The organism is Acidiphilium sp. 20-67-58, from assembly GCF_002255515.1.
Lineage (GTDB): Bacteria > Pseudomonadota > Alphaproteobacteria > Acetobacterales > Acetobacteraceae > Acidiphilium.
In genome coordinates this window covers 1-17,806 of record NZ_NCAS01000042.1, presented here as the reverse complement: position 1 = coordinate 17,806, position 17,806 = coordinate 1, and the positions used below count along the sequence as shown (strand labels likewise).

Below are 17,806 nucleotides of genomic sequence, written 5' to 3'. Positions count from 1 at the left end.
GGGCTATCCCTGCGCTATGGGTATCTCGGCGCCGCTGTCGATTGTCCGTGGCGCCGGCGAGGCCGCCGACCGCGGGATCCTGATGCGTACCGGCGAAGCCTTCCAGACCTTCCGTCAGGTCAACCACGTGGTATTTGACAAAACCGGCACGCTAACCGAAGGCAAACCGGTCCTCCAGGTGATCCGGCCGGTCGGTCACCATGACGAGGCAAGCCTGCTCGGGCTGGTTGCCGCAGTCGAGGCTACCTCCGAGCACCCATTGGCAAAAGCGCTTGTCAGCGCTGCCTTCGACCGCGACCTTGATCTGCCCGCAGTTGCAGAATTTCAGGCAATGCCTGGCAAAGGCATCACGGCCTGGCACCACGGTGCACAATTGCTGGTCGGCAGTCCGGCATTCCTCCGCGAGAGCGGAATCGATCTTTCACCCATTGAGGCCGATATCCAGACCGAGCAGGAGGCCGGATGCACGGTTATCCTCGCCGCCGAGGGTGCGGCGCTCGTTGGCCTGATTTCCCTCGGTGATCGCCTCAAACCGGACGCCAGGAAGGCGATCGACACGCTGCGTTCTGCGGGGGTGAACGTCATCATGCTGACGGGTGACAATGCGACCGCCGCAAAAAAAATCGCTGCCGAGGCCGGAATCGAGACGGTGATTGCTGAGGTGTTGCCGCAGGACAAGGCAGCGACGATCCGCGACCTGCAACGCAACGGCAAGGTTGCCATGGTCGGCGACGGCATCAACGATGCACCAGCGCTGATGCAGGCGGATGTCGGCATCGCCATGGGCAACGGCACCGACATCGCGATCGAGGCCGCCGATATCGTGATCATGCGGCCGGAATTGACACTTGTGCCGCTGGCTCGGGCAATCAGCGCGCGCAGCTACCGCAAGATGGTGCAGAACGTGGCGCTCGCCTTCTGCTTCAACGGCATCGGCATCCCGCTCGCCGCGACCGGCTTGATCAATCCGGTCTGGGCGATGATCGCCATGGCCGCCAGCGTGACACTGATCTTTATCAATTCCCTGCATGGTCACGCCAGCATCTTTCTCGGCGCGGTCGGTGGGGTTGGTGCCTCGCCGACCAAGAGTACGTAAAGCGCAACAAGATCCTGTTTTCATCGTATCGGGAGTCCCGCAACGAGTCAGTTGCCACGCAGATTATATTAAACCTCGATGCCGTCGTAGCGGACCTCCGTCATCATACCCGTCATCATATGATATAGATTGTGGCAGTGCAGTGCCCAGCGCCCGGGGTTGTCGGCATCGAAGGCGATCCGCACACTGCCCATCATCGGTGTCACTAGCACGGTGTCCCGGACCGCGCCGCTCAGCGACCGGCCGTTCACGGCAATGACTTGGAACGCATGACCATGCAGGTGCATCGGGTGTGCCATCATGGAATGGTTGACCATCTCGATTTCCACGCGCTGCCCCTTCCGGAGCATCAGCGGTGTGATGTTCGGCCAGAACTCCCCGTTCAGCGACCACGAATAGGGCTTCATGCCGCCCTTGAGGAGGATCCGGTGCACGAGGTCAGGCTTGCGGGGGGTTAACGGCGTGCGGGCGGTCAGCCGGGTTTCCAGAGAATTGTCGACTGGTTGCATCTGGTCGAGCCCGACTTCCTTGATCCGCCCAACCCGCGCGCCGGGTGTCGCCAATACGATACCGGTGCGCCGGCGCGATCCCTCCAGCCGCGCGAGAACGGGGAATGCTCCGGCCGTCGGCAGATCAACTAAGATGTCCAGCCGCTGCGCGATCGCCAGCGGAAAGCGATGTCCGGGGACCGGCAGCACCGGATGACCGTCAGCCGCAACCACCCTGCCGGTCAAGGCGCCGAGGTCGATCCAGAACTGGCTTGACGAGGCCGCGTTGATGATCCTGAGCCGGACCCGTCCCGACCGCTCCACCTGAACGGCCTCGGGGTCGCGCAGAGTCCGGTCATTGGCCAGAAACGCGTCGTAATGGATGTCGTTCAGGTCCATCGACATCCCTCCCACCGCGCCCATTCCGCCCATCGCCCCTGCAGCGGCGCCCATTGACACTCCCCCTGCCTTACCAGATGCCGCATGGCTCATGCCCGGCATCGATCCCATGCTAGTTCCGACTGACATCGAGGCTGGAGCGGCATTCTCCGTCGCGCGTGCCATTTCGTGGGTTGCCGAGCGCGTCTGCCCAGTTAAGTTGGCCAACAGCGCGTCAGGCGCGGTGAAGCTGAAATCATGCAGCATCATCACGACCTCTTGGCGCCCCTCGGCCAGAACGGCGGCATCCTGGACGATCAGCGGCGCCGTCATGAGACTTTGCTCCTGCAGGCCCTGGTGCGAATGCATCCAGTAGGTTCCAGGGATCGGCGCATAATCGTAGGCGCGCGTCGTTTCAGGGGCGAGCGGTGGGGTCTGCGGCCATGGAAAGCCGTCCTGTGTCCAGGGGGGTAGCTGGCCGTGCCAATGGATGATGGTGTGATCCGTGGTTCGGTTGGAGAGTTCGACCTGAAACTGCTCACCTGGCACCAAAGAGAGGCCTGGGCGGCCATCCTGGTCGGTGAGCCGGAATACCCTCGCTGCGCGTCCATTCACATCGAGGCTGCGCGTTCCGGCGACAAGGCGCTGCCCAGTACGGGCGGCCGTGGCGGCACGAACGCCAGTCGCGCCGGCCGCAGCCAGGGTCAGGCCCGCGGCGGGATATCATTGGCATTCTTGCATCCTCTTCTGCGTGCGATAGTGATCAGCGGAAATGGCTTGTCCGAACCTCGGACCAAACAAAAGCAAAAGAAAAAGCTGACAAGGCATTGCCGCTATGTGCCGCCAACTTCTGCGCTCTCGATCCGCATATGGCGGCATGCTGTCCTGTGAAAAGGCCGCTCCCACGCCGCATATGCGCGCTCTGACGCTCAAGTCTCGACAGGAAGACCCGCCGCCCTCCACTCGGGATAGCCCTCCTCCAGCCGCATCGCCTCGATGCCACGTGTGCGAAGACGCGCCACCGCCTCGAAGGAGAGAACGCAGTATGGCCCACGGCAATAGGCAACGATCGGCGAGCGCGCGGCAAGACTGTCCAGCATCGCGTCGAGGTGATCAAGGGTGACATTGAGCGCCCCAGGCAGATGCCCTTGAGCAAATTCTTCCGGCGGCCGGACATCGAGCAGCGTCACGCTGCCCTCGCGCAGGCGTTCAAGCAGGACTAGGCGGGATACGGGCTCAAGCGCGTCCCGCGCCCGGAAATACGCCTGCACCACCTGGTCGATTTCCGCGATGTTCCGCTCGCCCACTCGACCCAGGCTGCCCAGCAACGTCACCACCTCGGTCTCGGAGACCAGGCTATAGAACATGTTCTTGCCCTCCCTCCGCGGCGCCGCAAGGCGGGCACGGCGCAAGACCTGCAGGTGGCGGGACGTGTTCGAGAGTGAGAGGCCGATCCGTTCGGCAAGATCCTCCACGCTACGCTCGCCCTGGGCGATCAGTTCGAGAATTTCGATCCTGTGCGGATGCGCAAGTGCCGCTGCGATCTCGGCGAGATGGCTGAAAATCTGTTGCTTTGGACCACTGCTTGACTTCATCACTGACTCATTCAATCAATATCGCGAATGATAACGTGATAGCGCGTTGGCAACAAGATCGCCGCGTCAGCCAGGAGCCAAACCCATGATCCTCCGACAGTTCCTGCACACCGACCCCACGGCGGCTTCCTATCTGCTCGGCTGTGTCGGCAAGGGGGCGGGCGTGGTCGTCGACCCGCTGTTTCCGATTGAGCCTTATCTGCAGGCCGCATCGGCCTCGGCGACGCCGATCCGCCTTGTGATCGACACGCATCTGCATGCCGATCATCGCTCCGCCGGCCGCGCGCTGGCAGAGGCGGCCGGTGCCGAATACGCCATCCACGAATCCGCCGAGGTCGGCTATGCGTGCCGCCGCCTCGCTGACGGCGAACGGCTCGAACTCGGCAATGTCGTGCTCGAGGTGCTGCACACGCCCGGCCACACGCCGGAGCATCTCTGCCTCACGGTGACCGACCGCACCCGCGCGGATGAGCCATGGAGCGTGCTCGGCGGCCACACGCTCATGGTGGGTGATGTCGGCCGGACCGAGCTTGCGACCGACGCCGCGCGCGGCGCGCGCGATCTGTTCACCAGCCTTGTTCGGCTCAAGGCGTTACCCGACCATATCGAGGTGCTGCCCGGTGCTCTGGCCGGCTCGGTCTGCGGCCGGGGGCTCTCCGGCAAGCCGGTATCCACCATCGGCTTCGAGCGGCGGTACAATCCCGCCTTTCTCATCGGCGATGCCGACCGCTTCGTCGCCTTCATGCTCGAGAACATTCCGCCCGCGCCCGAGGGGGCGGCCGAACTGCGCGCCTGGAATTCGGGCTTCACCGCGTGACCACACAGGCGAACGCCTCGGTTCATATTCGCGGCATCACGGCCAATCGCGGCCAGTTCACCCTGCAGGCGCTGCAGGTCTTCTTCGTCGGTCTTGTCATCGGTATGGAGCGAGCGGTCCTGCCGACCCTCGCGCATGAGTTCGGCGTTGCTCCCGGTGCCTTTCTTTTCCTCGCGAGCTTCGTTCTCTCCTTCGGCCTGGTGAAGGGTGCGCTCAACCTTGTCGCCGGCGGGCTTGCCGACCGGTTCGGCCGCAAACCTGTCCTCATCGCCGGCTGGATCGCAGCCATTCCCATCCCGCTGCTGATCTGGGCGGCACCCAGTTGGTGGTGGATCGTCATCGCCAACATCTTTCTCGGGATCAGCCAGGGTTTCACGTGGACGATGACGGTGACCAGCCAGATCGATCTCGCCGGCAGCCACCAGCGCGGGCTGGCCGTCGGCATCAACGAGGCCACGGGATATGTGGCCGTCGGCCTCGCTGGCGCCTGCGCTGCCCTGCTTGCCGAGGCGGTCGGCGCGCGCGATGCCTTGCTGGTTTTCGGTATGGCCACGATTGTTCTGGCCTTCGCCACGATCACCCGGGTCCGTGATACGCTCGCCTGGGTCAAGGTTGAACATGCCGAGGCCGGTGCTGACGCATCGCAGGATCATACGCTCACGCTACGCGCGATCTTCGTCCGCATCTCTTTCCGCAACCGGGTCGGCCGGGCGATCTGCCAGGGCGGCATCGTCAACAAGATCGCCGACACGCTGGTCTGGGTAATGTTCCCGCTGTTTTTCAAATCACACGGCGCCAGGCTGGTCGAAATCGGCTGGTTGACAGGCACCTACGCCATGGTGTGGGGCTTCTCGCAGCTCTGGACCGGCCATCTGGGTGATCGGATCGGCAGGCGGACCCCGGTGATCGCAGGGTTCTATCTTCTCGCGGCGGGCATTGCACTCACCGCGGTAGGGGACAACGCGGTGCTCTGGCTGCCGGCTGCCGTGATCATGGGCATCGGCATGGCGCTGCTCTACCCCAACCTGATCGCGGCGATGTCCGACCAGGCGGCGCCACTGATCCGCGGCAAGGCTCTCGGGACCTACCGCTACTGGCGCGACACCGGCTACGCGCTCGGTGCCCTGTTGCTCGGCCTCATCGCGCAGTTTGCCCAGACAACCCTTCCGACGCTCTGGATCACGGCGATCCTCGTGGCCGCGTCCGGCGTCTGGCTCATGCGGGCTCTCCCTCGGAAATAACGTCACACGGCAAAGCCCAACATATCAGTTCTGCGTGTGTTCACGTGTGCCGTACGTAAAATGCACTTCCGTGTCGCTACCCCAGAAGGGTTAGGTATCGCGCTCGACGTTGTTCTCGCGGGTGATCTCATCGACGCGAACGTGGCCGCCAATATCGCCGCGCGGCATCCGGGCCTCGACGCATCAGCGCTGACCGGCATGGCGTTCGATAGCCTCTACAAGCAATTGTGCGCTCAGCAGACGCTTCTCACGGCGGCCGGCGAGCAGGTTCTGGCGCCCTTCGCCTTCGTGTCAAATCTTGCCGGCGCTTTGCTTGCCCTTGAACTCGCGCGCGTCGAAGCCGGTGCGCGGTTCGCGGATGGCCGCAACTATCTGTTTACCAGCCCCTGGTCGCCGCCTGGCGCCCGCATGAGACGAACGCACTCCCGCGTGCCGGATTGCTCATTCTGTTCGAAGCCAGAAACCGATATCGCCCTGCGAACCGTCTGGCATGAGACAGCCTTGCCCGTCTGATCAGCCTTCATGCTGACCCGCCGGTACGCCCCCCTCCCCGCGGCGGCATTTCCCTTTTTCTGCTAAATTGCCAGCAATGTGAAAGCCGGCATTGCGAGGACCGAGCGATGGGGTGCGGATGTGCCAGAATTCGACCCTGAGGTTTTGCCGAGGACACGATATTCAGCCAGGGCCGTAAAGGCTATTTTCGTGTCGGCTCCCCCCTAATACCCCTTGAGGACGCGCAGATCATTCGGCCCGCCTGGGAAGCCAAATTTCCCGGCGCTTTGGTTGATGGCGACGCAAGGGCGCCCGCTTGGCCCGCATCGTGTGATCTTGTCGAGCATTCCCGCCTTTACCCAGGCGGCGTGATTGGCCTGCAACATGGCGATTTCGCCCCGTAGCTGACTGACCGTAGTGCGGTCCCACCAGATCACGGCCGTGCTGCTCAGCCAGCCGAACAGCATCAGCCCGACGGTCAGTGCCACGATCCACCCCAGCAGCCGCCAGCTTGCCCAGGCCACGATCCGGCGCAGCGCCTCCTCCGCAACCGCCATGCCACCCGCCAGCCCGGCAAGATCCTCCAGCATCGGCTTGGTCGCTTCCCGGACCGTTGCGACACCTTCCTTGCCCATCTGCTCCAGCGCCGCGGCCATCGCGGCGCTGACCGCCTCGCGCACCCGCTCTTCGAGGCTCGAGGCTTCCTCCGCCAGTTTCTGCCGCTCCTGAGCGAGCGCCGCCCGCTCCTCTGCCAGCCCGGTGAGCACGCGCTGCACTACCGCCTGCTGCTGCTCGGCAATCTCCATCAGCCCGTAGAGATGATCCTCCGCGCTACTCACATCGACATCCCCCGACCCCGCGACACGGATCTTTCCTGCTGCTTCCGGACGGCCGCCCGCTCGGCTTCACGCGCCAGATGATCGCGCATCCGCTCCTCCGCGCCTTCAATCAGCCGGCCAATGGCCCGCCCGGCGTCTGGCGACGCCAGCACACGCGCCAGTGCAGATCCATCCTTGACCCCAAAGTCACGGCCTCGCGCGCGCAGAACCCGCGCCGCTTCGGAATGACGATCCAACATCTGCTCAAACCCCAGCAGCTCCGCCCGCGCCCCACCGACCAGAGCCGGATCAGCCGCCAGCGCCGGCAACGCCTTGTTGTATGCCTCCGACAGCCGCGTCCATTCCCGCACCAGCCCATGCGCCTGCCTGTCTCGGGCGGCTTCTTCCATCCGCTGCTGCCGGTGCGCCTCGTAACGCTCCCGGAACCCGGCCCGTCCCGCCGCGATCTCGCGCGCTGCCACCGCCTCCCGTGGCGGCGTCTCGATCCCCCGCCGACTGGCATAGGCAGCCCGGTCATAGTCGAGCGTGGTTTCCTTCGCCTGGGAGCGCGATAGCCGCGCCGACAGGGCGGCCACGTTGCTGAATTCCTCCCGATCGGCATAGAGCGTCACCCCGTCCCGGTGCCGGGTCATCGCCACATAGGTCAGGTGCCGGTCCATCGTCCCCGAGGCCAGCACATAGGCCCGATCCACCGTCGCCCCCTGCGCCTTGTGAATGGTGGTGGCATAGCCGTGGTCCACCGCCGCGTAGTCGGCCATCGAGATCGATACGGCCCGACCCCGCCCAGGCCCGGAGGAAGAATCCAGCCGCACCACCAACCGCTGCCCGTCCAGCTCATCGGGACCAGACACAAGCTCCACGGTCCCCAGCATCCCGTTCTTCACGCCCAGCTCGCGGTTGTTCTCGCGGAACAGCACCCGGTCGCCCGGCGCAAAGGCGCGCTCGCCCTCGGCCGTGCGATAAACCCGTTCGTCCGCCAGCTCGCCCCGCTCGCGCCGAACCGTCCGGATCGCCTCGTTGAGGTCCCGCACATCCGCGTTGCGATGCGCCAGCACCAGGCGCGAACCGTCCGGCCGCGCCTCCATATCGGCCAGCACATCCCGCACAATCGCATCCCGCGCGTGCTCGGCCGACTCTTCCAGCCGGACAGCATCGCGCTCGGCATAGGCGCGCAAACCCTCCTCCGTCCGGTGCCGGCCCAGATCCACCGACGCCGCCCGCTGCCAGTCCTCGCGCTGCCGGCGGATTTCTTCCAGCTCCACAAAGCCGACACGCTCCGCCACGGCGCGGAACGCCGCCCCCGGACCGATCGGCTGCAACTGCTCGGGATCCCCCACCAGCACGATTTTCGCTCCGGCCCGGTCCGCCTCCTGGATGAACCGCGAAAGCTGTTTCGAGCCGACCATCCCGGCCTCGTCGATCACCAACACGTCGCGCGGCCCGAGGCGGTCGAACCCGCGCTCCCAGCCTCTCTCCCACGAGGCCAGCGTGCGGGACGCAATGCCGGCCGACTCTTCCAGCCCCTCCGCCGCCTTGCCGGCCAGCGCCGCACCATGAACGCGATACCCCTCGGCCTCCCATACCGCGCGGGCCGCCGCGAACATCGTGCTCTTGCCCGCCCCGGCCAGCCCCACCACGGCCGCGATCCGCCCCGGCCCTGTGACATGTTCGATCGCCGCCCGCTGCTCGTCGGCCAGGACGATGCCGCCACGCTCCTGCGCCGCAATCGCCGCCTCCACGCGCCGGCCAGCAACACCGAACCCACGCCCCGGCAGACCGCCCCGGTCATCCGCCATGCGATCGGCGCTGATCGCCATATCGCGCTCGATGCCGACCATTTCCCGCGTCGAATAGCGCGCCCGCTCGATCACCCGCCCGCGATCGTCGCGCTGCTCTTCCTGCAATTCCACCAGGGCTGGCGAAGCCATGACCGTGGCAAAGGCCGCCTGGAACGCATCCGCCTCGCCGATATAGCGATGCAGCGTGCGCGCCACGTCATGCCGGTCGAATACACTCTTCTCGCCCGTGATGAGCGTCAGAACCTGATCCGGCCGCTCCCGGATCAGCGCGGCGTTGCGCTTCGCGGCATCCTCATCGATCCGAACCCGCGACACATCCTTGCCGCGCCGCTCCATCTGCGTCGCATGCACCCCGACATGCTGCGTCGGCTCGATCTCCAGCCCGCGCTCCTGGTGCGAGCGATGGTCGATCCGCAGTTCCAGACCGGCCCGCGCCAGATGCTCGTTCGTCCGTTCTTCCCAGCCGATACGGATGTCCCGAAGCTGCTCATGCGATGTCGGCAACCCCAGCGCCACCAGGCGCTTGTTCTCCAGTTCCAGTTTAGACTTGTCGCCTAAACCGTCCGCCCCGATCTTGCGGGTGGTCATCATGATATGCGCATGATGGTTCCGCACATCGGTATGGCCGTGCGGGCTGTGGATCGCAAAATCCACCGCCACGCCATATCGGTCGGCGAGGCTCTGGGCGAACTCCCGCGTCAGCTCAAGCCGCTGTTCCCCCGATAGCTCATGCGGGAGCGCAACCTCGATTTCCCGGGCGACACGGGCATCCTTGCGTTTCTCGGATGCCTCGGCCGCATTCCACAATGCAGAACGATCCCTCGCCCATTCGGCATCCGCACCTTTCGGCAGGACGATCTCGGCATGCTCAACGCCTGAACGCCGAGAGAAATCATGCACTATCCCGTCGCGGGCGTTTTCCAGCGTCGCGGCTGCCCGATACGCCGCAGCGGCCACCGCGCTACGCCCGGAAGTCCTCGACATCGGTTTCATGCTCAGGTGATAGATCGCCATTCCACAACCACCTTACTTCGCACTGAGTTGCGCAGCAACTCGTAAGTGCGCACTTAAAGCTTCACTTAGTTTTGCTTGAAGTGATCGATAGCGTCCAGTTTGCGAGATGTTCCGTGCCTGATACGTTGAGGATTACAGCACATTCTGTTCAGATATGGATGACCGAACAGACAGGATACTGGAAGTTTCAGCAAGAACCGGCGATATTCCGATCAATGCAATCGATTTGTCCACGTTGCCGAGCGCCGATGATCTGCCAGCATGATGGCAGTTGCTGGTGCACCACACTGCCGGTCGTCATGCCGATGCCGGCGGATGACGCAGCGCATTGCGTCTGTCCGAATTGCCTGCGGGAGATGCAGGACAAGATACGTCGAACCATCGCTGCCGCCGATCACGACAGAACCGAGGAAACCCATGGCTCGCAAACCCATTGAACAGCAAATCGCCCAGCTTGAGGCTCGTGCCAAAACTCTCAAGGCACGGCTGGCACGGCAGGATCGTGCCAGAGACACCCGCCGCAAAATCCTCATCGGCGCGCTCGTGCTTGACCGTCTCGAACACAACGGCGATGCCGAATTCTCCGAACGCCTCGCCAACTGGCTCCGACGCGAACTCCCAGGTTTCCTGAGCCGCGAAGACGACAAGGCTCTCTTCGCCGACCTGCTGAACGGTAAAACCGATGCACCGGCAACAATTCCAGAACCGAGGAAAGCCGAGGCTTAATATCACTCAGCGGTGATCTGTTCTCGCTTCCGACAATTCGTCCCCCTCATCCGGGGGGACGTCAGGGGCTTCATCGAGAATGTGCAGGGCTGCCGCCACATCCGCTCGCGCGGCGCGCTTCTGCAAGTCGCGCAAACCCCGCCGATGGCCCAGCCCCTCCGCGATTAAAGCCACGAGAAGCTGGTTGACGGACACATGTTCCTCAACCGCTGCCGCTTTGGCTTGCGCAAGAATGTGGTCGGGAACTCTCAATGCAAATCCGCTCATGGTGATCTCCTACGGTTCGACTTTGCCGATCGCCGCTGGTGCAGGAAATCGCCGGCTGTCAGTACGCGCAAACCGAACGCCTCCACGGCGGGATGCTGAAAATGCCTGTCTCGCGACAGGATAACGGATGCTCCCCCGGCCAAGGCGCAATCGATATACGTGTCGTCCTTGGGATCATCGAGAAACGACCGAAAATGAAACCATGGCTCGACGAGTTTCCCCGACGCGCATAAGGCATCGAGGATCGTCTCGATCTGCTCGGGCCTGATCCAAGGTGGTTCACCGAGGATTCCGGGCCGCTTCAGAACGCTCTCGTACTCCAGGACCACAGCCGGCGAGACTGCGAACGACACTTCACCAGTCAACATCCCCCGAAGCACGGCATGGGACGCGCCACGGCGGGAACGACACGCACTCAGGAGAACATTGGCATCGGCAACGATCATCCGATATGATATCACATACGATATCATACGCAAGGTAGAAAGCGATCATGCATCTCGTGACTTGGCAAGTAAGGGGACAAAGATCTCTTCTGGAGCCCATAGGAAGCCGCAGGAGGGCCAAAAGCCTCTCTTCCTTGTTTCCCCCCCTCACCCATGGCCGAACCGGCCTCTACGGGTGTCCTGGGCCATTTACTGGCGCCCCTCGGCCCCTATGCACTTTTTATGCAACCAGCCTAATCCTGGACCTGAAGGCGCGGATCGAGCGTGTGCGAGAGCCGTAGGCCGCGAGGTGTAACCGAGCGTCCGCGCCAGGCACCGACCTTGCCGCGTGTGGTATTGTATTCTCTCTTCATGGCGTTGCCTTTCTCGTGGATTCGACCATCCGAGCCTACAGGCTCAAGGCAGGGAACGGCGCTCCACCTAATTCGACAATCCACGGGACATTCCCAAGGGCGTGCGTGGCGAGCCTTACGCATAGCGCTCTACGGCGCATTGCATGCAAGCATGAAGAAGCCCGGACCACAGAGAGAGAGTTAAATTAGTTAGAGTCTTGAGTTACGGGATTCCGTAAAATCCTTAACCCTTTGAACAACATGAAGAAAAATGCGCCAAGCGGCGCCCTTTGGTGTGCAAAGTGACGAATTTCGGTGTGTGAAGTGACGAATCTTGGTGTGTGAAGTGACGAATCCTTTTCGCGACTTATCCACAAGGTGAGTCGGTGTGCGAAATACCAAATCTTGACCTCTGGTGTGTGAAGTGACGATGATGCGACATGGTGTTTGATATGACGAATCTCTTTGGGTCCGCAGGTGGGCGAAGTGACGAATGAGCGCTCGCCTCTTCTGCCCGACCGGCATCCGCAGCGCGACCTGTTCGTCTGCGACATCGTTGATGCGGTCCCCAAGGGCGACATGTCCTCGATGGAGCACCCGGTTTTCTCGCTCTCGACCAAGCCAGACATGCGCCCCCGCCGTTACGAGCGCGGCGGCAACTGGATCGCGATTTCGCCCTCGCGCTACGGTCTCGCCACGGTCCACGACCGCGATGTGCTGATCTACTGCATCAGCCAGTGCATGGGGGCGCTGAACGAGGGCCGGAAAGTCGCACGTACCTTGCGCTTCAAGGCGCACGATCTGCTGGTCGCCACCAACCGGCAGACCTCGGGACGGGGCTACGATCTCCTGAAGGATTCCCTGCGGCGGCTACAGGGAACGCAGATCGAGACGAATTTACGTCAGGGTGGCAAGGAGTACTTCAAGGTGTTCGGGCTGATCGACTCCGCCGAGATCGTGCGCGAGACGCGCGACGGGCGGATGCTCGATGTCGAGATTACCCTGTCGGATTGGGTGTTCGACGCCATTGAAAACAACCACGTCCTGACGCTGAACCGGCGGTACTTTTTCCTGCGCAAGCCGCTCGAACGCCGCCTGTACGATCTCGCCCGCAAGCATTGCGGGCAGCAGCAGGAGTGGCGGATTGGACTCGATACGCTGCGCGAGAAGTGCGGCTCGGGCTCATCTCCCAAGGAGTTCAAGCGCCTGGTCGGCAAGATTATCGAAGACGACGCGCGGCACGACTACATGCCGGATTACGCCCTGACCCTCGATGACGAGCTTCTCATCGTTCGCCCGAAGAAGGAGGCGGTGCAGATGCCCCTCTCTTCCTCGGCGAGCCTGCGGATCGACCCGGACAGCTACGACAAGGCTAGGCAGTTCGCGCCCGGATGGGACATACATGTGCTGGAAAGCGAGTGGCGCTCATGGGTTCTCGACAAGGGCATCGTCGTCAAGGCTCCTGACGCACACTTCCTCGGCTTCTGCAAGAAGCGCGGCCCCTACCCGCGCTAACGCGCCTTTCATGCAATCATGCTTGTTCTTCTTCCGGCGGAGACCCCTGCTCTTCCGCCACGCCGGACGGGTTGCTGATCCAATCCTCGCGGCTGTGGCGCATGCGGATAATGAGCACATTGCCGTCTGCATCAGCCCTATAGACGATGATGTGCGCGCCACAGAGGTGGACGCGCACCGGCGGGCTAATCTCGGTGCGCTCGCGGGCGACCTGCGGAAACTCCGCCAGAAGCCGGAACGTCTCTTCGAGCTTGCGATGGTAGGCATCGGCCTGAGCGGGTCCGAATGTTCGGGCTCCCCGGATGTAGATGTCGATGATGTCCTCTTCCGCCTTGCGGGTCAGGCGGAAGGTCATGGTTCGGGGTGGTCGATCCGCGCGCGCGCCGCTTCGCGAAGCTCATCTATGCTGCGCGTGCCCTTTCCGCTTTCCAACCCCTCGCTTACGAGCTGCTGCATGGCGGCGACCTTCGCCGTCCGATCCTGGTCCCTGCGGATCAGGTCGCGCACATAGTCGCTGGCGTTGCTGTAGCGCCCGCCTCTGGTCTGCTGCTCGACCCACTCTTTCATGGGATCGGGCAGGGAAACATTCATGGTTGCCATGTCCTCACCTCCATCAGGTAAATATGACATAGATTGGCAAAAATTGCCAATTCTTGCGGAGCGCATTGCATGCAATGATGCTTCTATGCTTTGTGGAAAATCGCAAAACATGCATCGCGCCGAGCATCGAACCATGCTAGCATGTATAAAAACAAGAGCATGAGGAGCAGTGCACCATGACCTACATAATCGGGATGGTGTCCCAGAAAGGCGGGGTCGGTAAGTCCACCCTCGCCCGGATGATGGCGCGGGAGTTCGTCTCCGGTGGCATGAGCGCGAAGATCGCGGACCTCGACACGCAGCAGCAGACCTGCACGAATTGGGCCGGGCGGCGCGCCGAGAATGGCGTGATGCCAGAGCTTCAGGTGCAGAGCTTCGCCACCGTGAAGACGGCGCTCGAAGACGCGGCTCGCTTCGATGCCCTGATTCTGGATGGCAAGCCGAACGCCTCGGACCAGACGCTTGAGATTGCACAGGCAGCAGACCTCGTGGTGATCCCTTCGGGGCAGACGGTCGATGATCTGCATCCTGGTGTTGTTCTGGCGCACAGCCTGCGCAAGAAGGGGATTGCGGCTGAGAAGATCGCTTTCGCCATGTTCAAGACAACGGGCAGCGAGCGCGAGAACCAGGCGGCGCGGCAATATCTGGCCGATGCGGGTTACGCGGTGCTCGACGGTGATGTGCCGGTTTCGACGGCCTACGGCTCGGCCTCTGACATAGGGAAGGCGATCACCGAAACCTCATTCCGCACGCTTAACAGCCGCGCCGCAGCGCTCGCGCAAAGTGTGATCGACAAGATGGCGGAGCTTCAGGAAAGGCAGGTCGCGTGATGGCAACGGACTTTGCGAAGTTGAAGAGAGGGAAGGGGACGCCGCCCCCTGCAGACGATGCTCCGGACGTGTTCGCGGAGAACGGGCGGAGCGATGAGGCGGAAGCGCTGCGACCGCTGCAGGTGAGAATTCCGGCCAGCGTCTTCGCTGAATTCAGCGAGACGGCAGGCCGAGAGTTTGGCTTCACGCATGGCGCGAAGAAACAGCTCTTCCTAAAAATGTGGAAAGCATACAAGACGCAAAACAACCGAGCATGATTGCATGCAATGCGCGTTGTCGATCAAGGCCCGGAATAACGATGTAAACTGATAGTTCCTTGCAGGCGGCCCGCGGACAGGGGGTCACCGCACGATTTGTTCAAAATCGTACGCTAAGCCGCCTGGGCTGAGAACGTAAACCGAACATCGCGCAGGGGACGGTAGACATCCTGGGATTTTGGAGTCGTCCAGACGTAATCGCCGGTGAGGGCAATATGCTCCCAGCCGAGGGGGGCGACATGAGCGAGAAGGTGATCTGGGATATCAACCCCTCGGGCGCGCAGATGCTGGACGGCGCGATCAAGGTAAACCGTGTTCCAAAGGATGATCGCCGCCGTTATTAGGCTCAGTCCGGATGCCCGAAAACTTTGATTTTCGAAGGTGCGGTCGCGGATTTCACCCTGCCGATGGAAGAACACCGCCCTTCGCAGGGAGTTGCTGGCCTCGCCTTTGTTGAGGCCGGCGTGGCTACGCTGGCGGAGTTCCGGATCGGAAAGCCACTGCAAGGAAAAAAGCGTGCGTTCGACCCGGCCGAGTGCGCGCAGCGCGCGGGACAGCGCGTTTCCGGGGCCTGCAGCGGCCAGCTTCCGCAAAATCACGGATGGTAGGACGACACCGGCGTGGATTGATGCTTTGAGGCGCATCAGTTCCGGCCATTGGCTGAGGATAGTGGCCGGGTCGATCGTTTCGCCAATCAGAGGTTCGATCAGCGGGTATTTGCTCGGCTTTTCGATAGAATATAGCTTGCGATCTTTTAAATCCTTGATCCTCGGCGCAAACCGAAATCCCAGCAGATGGCAGAGACCGAACACGTGATCCGTGGCGCCGGCGGTGTCGGTATAATGCTCGGCGATGCGTAAATCGGTCTGATGAACGTGGTGGAGCAAGCCATCGAGGACATAGGGTGCTTCGCTCACGGTTGCGGCGATAACGCGAGTATGGAAGGGGCTATAGCGGCCGGACACATGGGTGTAGAGAACGAAGCCCGGATCGATGCCGTATTTCGCGTTGACCGCGCCGCCACCTCCAGCACGGCCGCCAGCTCGAAAATATTGCCCGTCCGATGACGACGTTGTCCCGTCATCCCAGATCGCGGCCATCGGCAACTGATGCTGGGTGTTGATGATCGCGGCGCGACCCGCGAGATAATTATCGTCGGTGATATGCCATTGGGCGACGTTGACCAGGTGGTGATAGCTCAGGCCGCTTGAGGCATCAGCCATCCGGGAAAGTCCGAGGTTGGTGCCATCGGCCAGCAGCGCAGCAAGAACCGCGGGTTTATCGGCCGCCGGATTGCCCGTACGCAGATGCGTGAAGCAATCTGTAAAGCCCGTCCATGCATCGACATCGGCCAGCATCTCGGTGATTCGGACCCGCGGGAGCGTGCTGTAAAGCCGGGTAGCAAGTATCCGAGCTTCCTCGGGAACGTTCGGTTTGGCGCGGGCGATGTAGATTTTGCCTTCTTCGATTTCGACGCCATCAAGGTCACCCTGCTCGGCGCACCTTGCCACAAAGGTCAATCGTTCGTGCAAGGCGCGGGCGCGTTCTTTGATATAGCGTTCCGGATTATCTTCACCGCCTATATTGGTGGCGACTGAGATCTCCGGCGGCAGCAAATATTCCTCAAAAGCGCGCCAATCACGGCTACCCGCGACCCAGATATTGCTGCCCCGTAGGCGGTCCCGCAGCGTGGCCATGACCGCGACTTCATAGAGGCGCCGATCTGCCTGCCCCTTGGAGAAAATGAGCCGCCGCCACTTTGGGGGCAGAAAGGAAATTGGCGCTCGCCGTGGTAGAGTTCTACTGCCGTCACGATTTATCGCTTTGATCAGTTCGATCGCGGCCAGGACAGGATCGTCGGAGATGTTCGACCGGAACTGAAATGCCTCCAAGAAGCGTGGGGTAAATCGTCGTAGGACAGCATAACGCTCAGCTGCGGTTACGAGGATTTCTTGATCGGCGGTTTCCGCTACCGATTCAATAATGGGCAGTGCGCCATCGAGACGCTTCATGCCGATTTCACGTTCGACCACGGCGAGCCCGTCTTCTCCGCTTTGCTGGGCTTGTTTCAAAGCCGCGATGGTCTGACGAAATAGTAGGAGGGTCTTGGCAACATCGCGTTTGGTTGCCTGAAAGCGGCGCTCGTCCCGGTTACGGGCTTTGGTGAATAAGGACCCGATATATTTCTCGAACATGGCAAGAGTGGCGTCGGCGATCCGGACTTCCCATGCCGCTACCTGAGCCACCAGAACCGCAGTGCGTCGAACGGGTTCAAAATCGGCGATATGCTGCGACGTCATGACGGCGCCCTCCTCGACCAGGCGCTGCAATCGTGAGGGATGAATGCGCGTTGTTCGTTCCCGGTGCGATCCAAGGCCGCGCACGTATTCAAGCCGATCAAGAAGGACCACCATATTCGATGGTGCTGGCGATTCCGGACAATCTCGCAGCCAGGTGAACCGGGACCGGCGAATCGCCGGATCGACGTTGAGCAGGCCATCAAGCGCCAGGCGGTCCGCATCGGTCAGGTCCTCAACCAGCGTCTGAAATGCCCGCCTGCGGGCGCGAACGCGCGCGGTCAGCGCAATCCGCTCCAGCACGGCCGCCGCTGGAAGAAGCACATTGGCGGCGCGCAGGTGGGTAAGGATTGCCGAGACGATTGGCTCGCCACGGTCGGTGGCCCATGCCGCGGCGGTTCCGGCTTGCAGGCTGGTTCGCCAGTCTGTCAGGCGGAAACTGTGCATTTTGAGGTAATCTTGCAGTTCAAGCAGATGCTCGCGGCGAGTTTCCGCGCGATGGGCGTAATCCTCGAACAGATGAGCCTTCACCCCGAGCTGGACGGCGACAAAGTCAAGCATGGCGGCCGGCGCTAAATCTGACGGGGCGAGTGCGCGTCCTGGAAAGCGGAGGGCACAGAGTTGGACGGCAAATCCCAACCGATTGCTGGCCCGGCGCTTTGAGCTGATACGCCTCATGGGGTCGTTTGCGGGAGGGGGCGAAATCCTACGCTAAGGTTTTGGCCAGCGATATTCTCCGGTGAGATTGATGTGTTCCCATCCGAGCGGCGAGACATG

The 17,806-nt window shown here is 62.4% G+C and carries 19 protein-coding genes and 1 pseudogene; 10 read left to right on the top strand and 10 right to left on the bottom strand.

Annotated features, from left to right (window positions below; genetic code table 11):
• Positions 1-1,096, top strand: a 1,096-nt coding sequence (locus tag B7Z76_RS13770) for a cation-translocating P-type ATPase (RefSeq protein ID WP_291344614.1), incomplete at its 5' end; no start/stop codon positions are given.
• 68 nt (positions 1,097-1,164) lie between these two features.
• On the opposite strand, the gene B7Z76_RS13765 is transcribed toward B7Z76_RS13770, so the two are convergent.
• Together B7Z76_RS13765 and B7Z76_RS13760 are read right to left on the bottom strand one after the other, a co-directional pair.
• Positions 1,165-2,295, bottom strand: a complete 1,131-nt coding sequence (locus tag B7Z76_RS13765) for a multicopper oxidase family protein (protein ID WP_291344616.1) — start codon at positions 2,293-2,295, stop codon at positions 1,165-1,167.
• A 30-nt stretch (positions 2,296-2,325) separates the two neighbouring features.
• A pseudogene (locus tag B7Z76_RS13760) lies at positions 2,326-2,511 on the bottom strand (multicopper oxidase domain-containing protein); the annotation flags it as partial.
• On the opposite strand from B7Z76_RS13760, the gene B7Z76_RS13755 reads away from it, so the two are divergent.
• The gene (locus tag B7Z76_RS13755) at positions 2,449-2,853 is read left to right on the top strand and encodes a hypothetical protein (protein WP_291344618.1); all 405 of its coding nucleotides are present in this window, start codon (positions 2,449-2,451) and stop codon (positions 2,851-2,853) included. The pseudogene B7Z76_RS13760 and the gene B7Z76_RS13755 overlap by 63 nt on opposite strands.
• A gap of 38 nt (positions 2,854-2,891) precedes the next feature.
• Here B7Z76_RS13755 and B7Z76_RS13750 read toward each other — a convergent pair whose 3' ends face one another.
• The gene (locus B7Z76_RS13750) at positions 2,892-3,557 is read right to left on the bottom strand and encodes a metalloregulator ArsR/SmtB family transcription factor (protein ID WP_291344612.1); all 666 of its coding nucleotides are present in this window, start codon (positions 3,555-3,557) and stop codon (positions 2,892-2,894) included.
• An 85-nt stretch (positions 3,558-3,642) separates the two neighbouring features.
• Between B7Z76_RS13750 and B7Z76_RS13745 the strand changes: the two genes are divergently transcribed.
• Genes B7Z76_RS13745 through B7Z76_RS13735 form a run of 3 tightly spaced genes read left to right on the top strand, consistent with a single transcriptional unit; the run spans position 3,643 to position 6,128 of the window.
• Entirely contained in the window at positions 3,643-4,374 is a 732-nt protein-coding gene (locus B7Z76_RS13745) for an MBL fold metallo-hydrolase (RefSeq protein ID WP_291344610.1), read from the top strand.
• Entirely contained in the window at positions 4,371-5,615 is a 1,245-nt protein-coding gene (locus B7Z76_RS13740) for an MFS transporter (RefSeq protein ID WP_291344609.1), read from the top strand. Before B7Z76_RS13745 ends, B7Z76_RS13740 begins: the two co-directional genes overlap by 4 nt.
• A gap of 60 nt (positions 5,616-5,675) precedes the next feature.
• Positions 5,676-6,128, top strand: a complete 453-nt coding sequence (locus tag B7Z76_RS13735; RefSeq protein WP_291344607.1) for a hypothetical protein — start codon at positions 5,676-5,678, stop codon at positions 6,126-6,128.
• A gap of 203 nt (positions 6,129-6,331) precedes the next feature.
• Here the strand turns inward: B7Z76_RS13735 and B7Z76_RS13730 are convergent, their stop codons facing one another.
• Positions 6,332-6,946 (bottom strand): hypothetical protein, encoded by a 615-nt coding sequence (locus B7Z76_RS13730; protein WP_291344605.1) that lies wholly within the window; start codon positions 6,944-6,946, stop codon positions 6,332-6,334.
• Entirely contained in the window at positions 6,943-9,759 is a 2,817-nt protein-coding gene (traA, locus tag B7Z76_RS13725; protein ID WP_291344603.1) for a Ti-type conjugative transfer relaxase TraA, read from the bottom strand. Before traA ends, B7Z76_RS13730 begins: the two co-directional genes overlap by 4 nt.
• Before the next feature lie 158 nt (positions 9,760-9,917).
• On the opposite strand from traA, the gene B7Z76_RS13720 reads away from it, so the two are divergent.
• Both B7Z76_RS13720 and B7Z76_RS13715 read left to right on the top strand, forming a co-directional pair.
• Positions 9,918-10,196: a cysteine-rich CWC family protein gene (locus B7Z76_RS13720; protein ID WP_291344601.1), complete on the top strand. Its 279-nt coding sequence runs from the start codon at positions 9,918-9,920 to the stop codon at positions 10,194-10,196.
• Positions 10,177-10,485: a mobilization protein gene (locus B7Z76_RS13715; RefSeq protein ID WP_291344599.1), complete on the top strand. Its 309-nt coding sequence runs from the start codon at positions 10,177-10,179 to the stop codon at positions 10,483-10,485. Before B7Z76_RS13720 ends, B7Z76_RS13715 begins: the two co-directional genes overlap by 20 nt.
• Positions 10,486-10,491: 6 nt before the next feature.
• Here the strand turns inward: B7Z76_RS13715 and B7Z76_RS13710 are convergent, their stop codons facing one another.
• Both B7Z76_RS13710 and B7Z76_RS13705 read right to left on the bottom strand, forming a co-directional pair.
• On the bottom strand, positions 10,492-10,752 hold the full coding sequence (locus tag B7Z76_RS13710; RefSeq protein WP_291344597.1) for a hypothetical protein: 261 nt from the start codon (positions 10,750-10,752) through the stop codon (positions 10,492-10,494).
• Positions 10,749-11,198, bottom strand: coding sequence for a putative toxin-antitoxin system toxin component, PIN family (locus tag B7Z76_RS13705; protein WP_291344596.1), 450 nt, complete (start codon positions 11,196-11,198; stop codon positions 10,749-10,751). The genes B7Z76_RS13710 and B7Z76_RS13705 overlap by 4 nt, the downstream gene beginning before the upstream one ends.
• A gap of 797 nt (positions 11,199-11,995) precedes the next feature.
• On the opposite strand from B7Z76_RS13705, the gene B7Z76_RS13700 reads away from it, so the two are divergent.
• Positions 11,996-13,045 carry a replication initiator protein A gene (locus B7Z76_RS13700; RefSeq protein WP_291344594.1) on the top strand — a complete coding sequence of 350 codons (1,050 nt, stop codon included), beginning with the start codon at positions 11,996-11,998 and terminating at the stop codon, positions 13,043-13,045.
• A gap of 16 nt (positions 13,046-13,061) precedes the next feature.
• On the opposite strand, the gene B7Z76_RS13695 is transcribed toward B7Z76_RS13700, so the two are convergent.
• Positions 13,062-13,400, bottom strand: a complete 339-nt coding sequence (locus B7Z76_RS13695; RefSeq protein ID WP_291344592.1) for a type II toxin-antitoxin system RelE/ParE family toxin — start codon at positions 13,398-13,400, stop codon at positions 13,062-13,064.
• The gene (locus B7Z76_RS13690) at positions 13,397-13,645 is read right to left on the bottom strand and encodes a type II toxin-antitoxin system ParD family antitoxin (protein WP_291344591.1); all 249 of its coding nucleotides are present in this window, start codon (positions 13,643-13,645) and stop codon (positions 13,397-13,399) included. Before B7Z76_RS13690 ends, B7Z76_RS13695 begins: the two co-directional genes overlap by 4 nt.
• Positions 13,646-13,821: 176 nt before the next feature.
• Between B7Z76_RS13690 and B7Z76_RS13685 the strand changes: the two genes are divergently transcribed.
• Positions 13,822-14,475 (top strand): ParA family protein, encoded by a 654-nt coding sequence (locus B7Z76_RS13685; protein ID WP_291344589.1) that lies wholly within the window; start codon positions 13,822-13,824, stop codon positions 14,473-14,475.
• Positions 14,472-14,732, top strand: coding sequence for a hypothetical protein (locus tag B7Z76_RS13680; RefSeq protein WP_291344587.1), 261 nt, complete (start codon positions 14,472-14,474; stop codon positions 14,730-14,732). The genes B7Z76_RS13685 and B7Z76_RS13680 overlap by 4 nt, the downstream gene beginning before the upstream one ends.
• Positions 14,733-14,845: 113 nt before the next feature.
• Here B7Z76_RS13680 and B7Z76_RS13675 read toward each other — a convergent pair whose 3' ends face one another.
• Positions 14,846-17,707 (bottom strand): Tn3 family transposase, encoded by a 2,862-nt coding sequence (locus B7Z76_RS13675; protein ID WP_291344585.1) that lies wholly within the window; start codon positions 17,705-17,707, stop codon positions 14,846-14,848.
• Between the last annotated feature and the right edge of the window lie 99 nt (positions 17,708-17,806).

Coding starts and splice junctions, on each gene's coding strand:
- B7Z76_RS13675 (WP_291344585.1), bottom strand. CDS start 17,707: ATGAGGCGTATCAGCTCAAAGCGCCGGGCCAGCAATCGGTTGGGATTT.
- B7Z76_RS13690 (WP_291344591.1), bottom strand. CDS start 13,645: ATGGCAACCATGAATGTTTCCCTGCCCGATCCCATGAAAGAGTGGGTC.
- B7Z76_RS13685 (WP_291344589.1), top strand. CDS start 13,822: ATGACCTACATAATCGGGATGGTGTCCCAGAAAGGCGGGGTCGGTAAG.
- traA (WP_291344603.1), bottom strand. CDS start 9,759: ATGGCGATCTATCACCTGAGCATGAAACCGATGTCGAGGACTTCCGGG.
- B7Z76_RS13750 (WP_291344612.1), bottom strand. CDS start 3,557: ATGAAGTCAAGCAGTGGTCCAAAGCAACAGATTTTCAGCCATCTCGCC.
- B7Z76_RS13715 (WP_291344599.1), top strand. CDS start 10,177: ATGGCTCGCAAACCCATTGAACAGCAAATCGCCCAGCTTGAGGCTCGT.
- B7Z76_RS13735 (WP_291344607.1), top strand. CDS start 5,676: ATGCACTTCCGTGTCGCTACCCCAGAAGGGTTAGGTATCGCGCTCGAC.
- B7Z76_RS13765 (WP_291344616.1), bottom strand. CDS start 2,295: ATGACGGCGCCGCTGATCGTCCAGGATGCCGCCGTTCTGGCCGAGGGG.
- B7Z76_RS13745 (WP_291344610.1), top strand. CDS start 3,643: ATGATCCTCCGACAGTTCCTGCACACCGACCCCACGGCGGCTTCCTAT.
- B7Z76_RS13705 (WP_291344596.1), bottom strand. CDS start 11,198: ATGATCGTTGCCGATGCCAATGTTCTCCTGAGTGCGTGTCGTTCCCGC.
- B7Z76_RS13710 (WP_291344597.1), bottom strand. CDS start 10,752: ATGAGCGGATTTGCATTGAGAGTTCCCGACCACATTCTTGCGCAAGCC.
- B7Z76_RS13695 (WP_291344592.1), bottom strand. CDS start 13,400: ATGACCTTCCGCCTGACCCGCAAGGCGGAAGAGGACATCATCGACATC.
- B7Z76_RS13755 (WP_291344618.1), top strand. CDS start 2,449: ATGGATGATGGTGTGATCCGTGGTTCGGTTGGAGAGTTCGACCTGAAA.
- B7Z76_RS13720 (WP_291344601.1), top strand. CDS start 9,918: ATGACCGAACAGACAGGATACTGGAAGTTTCAGCAAGAACCGGCGATA.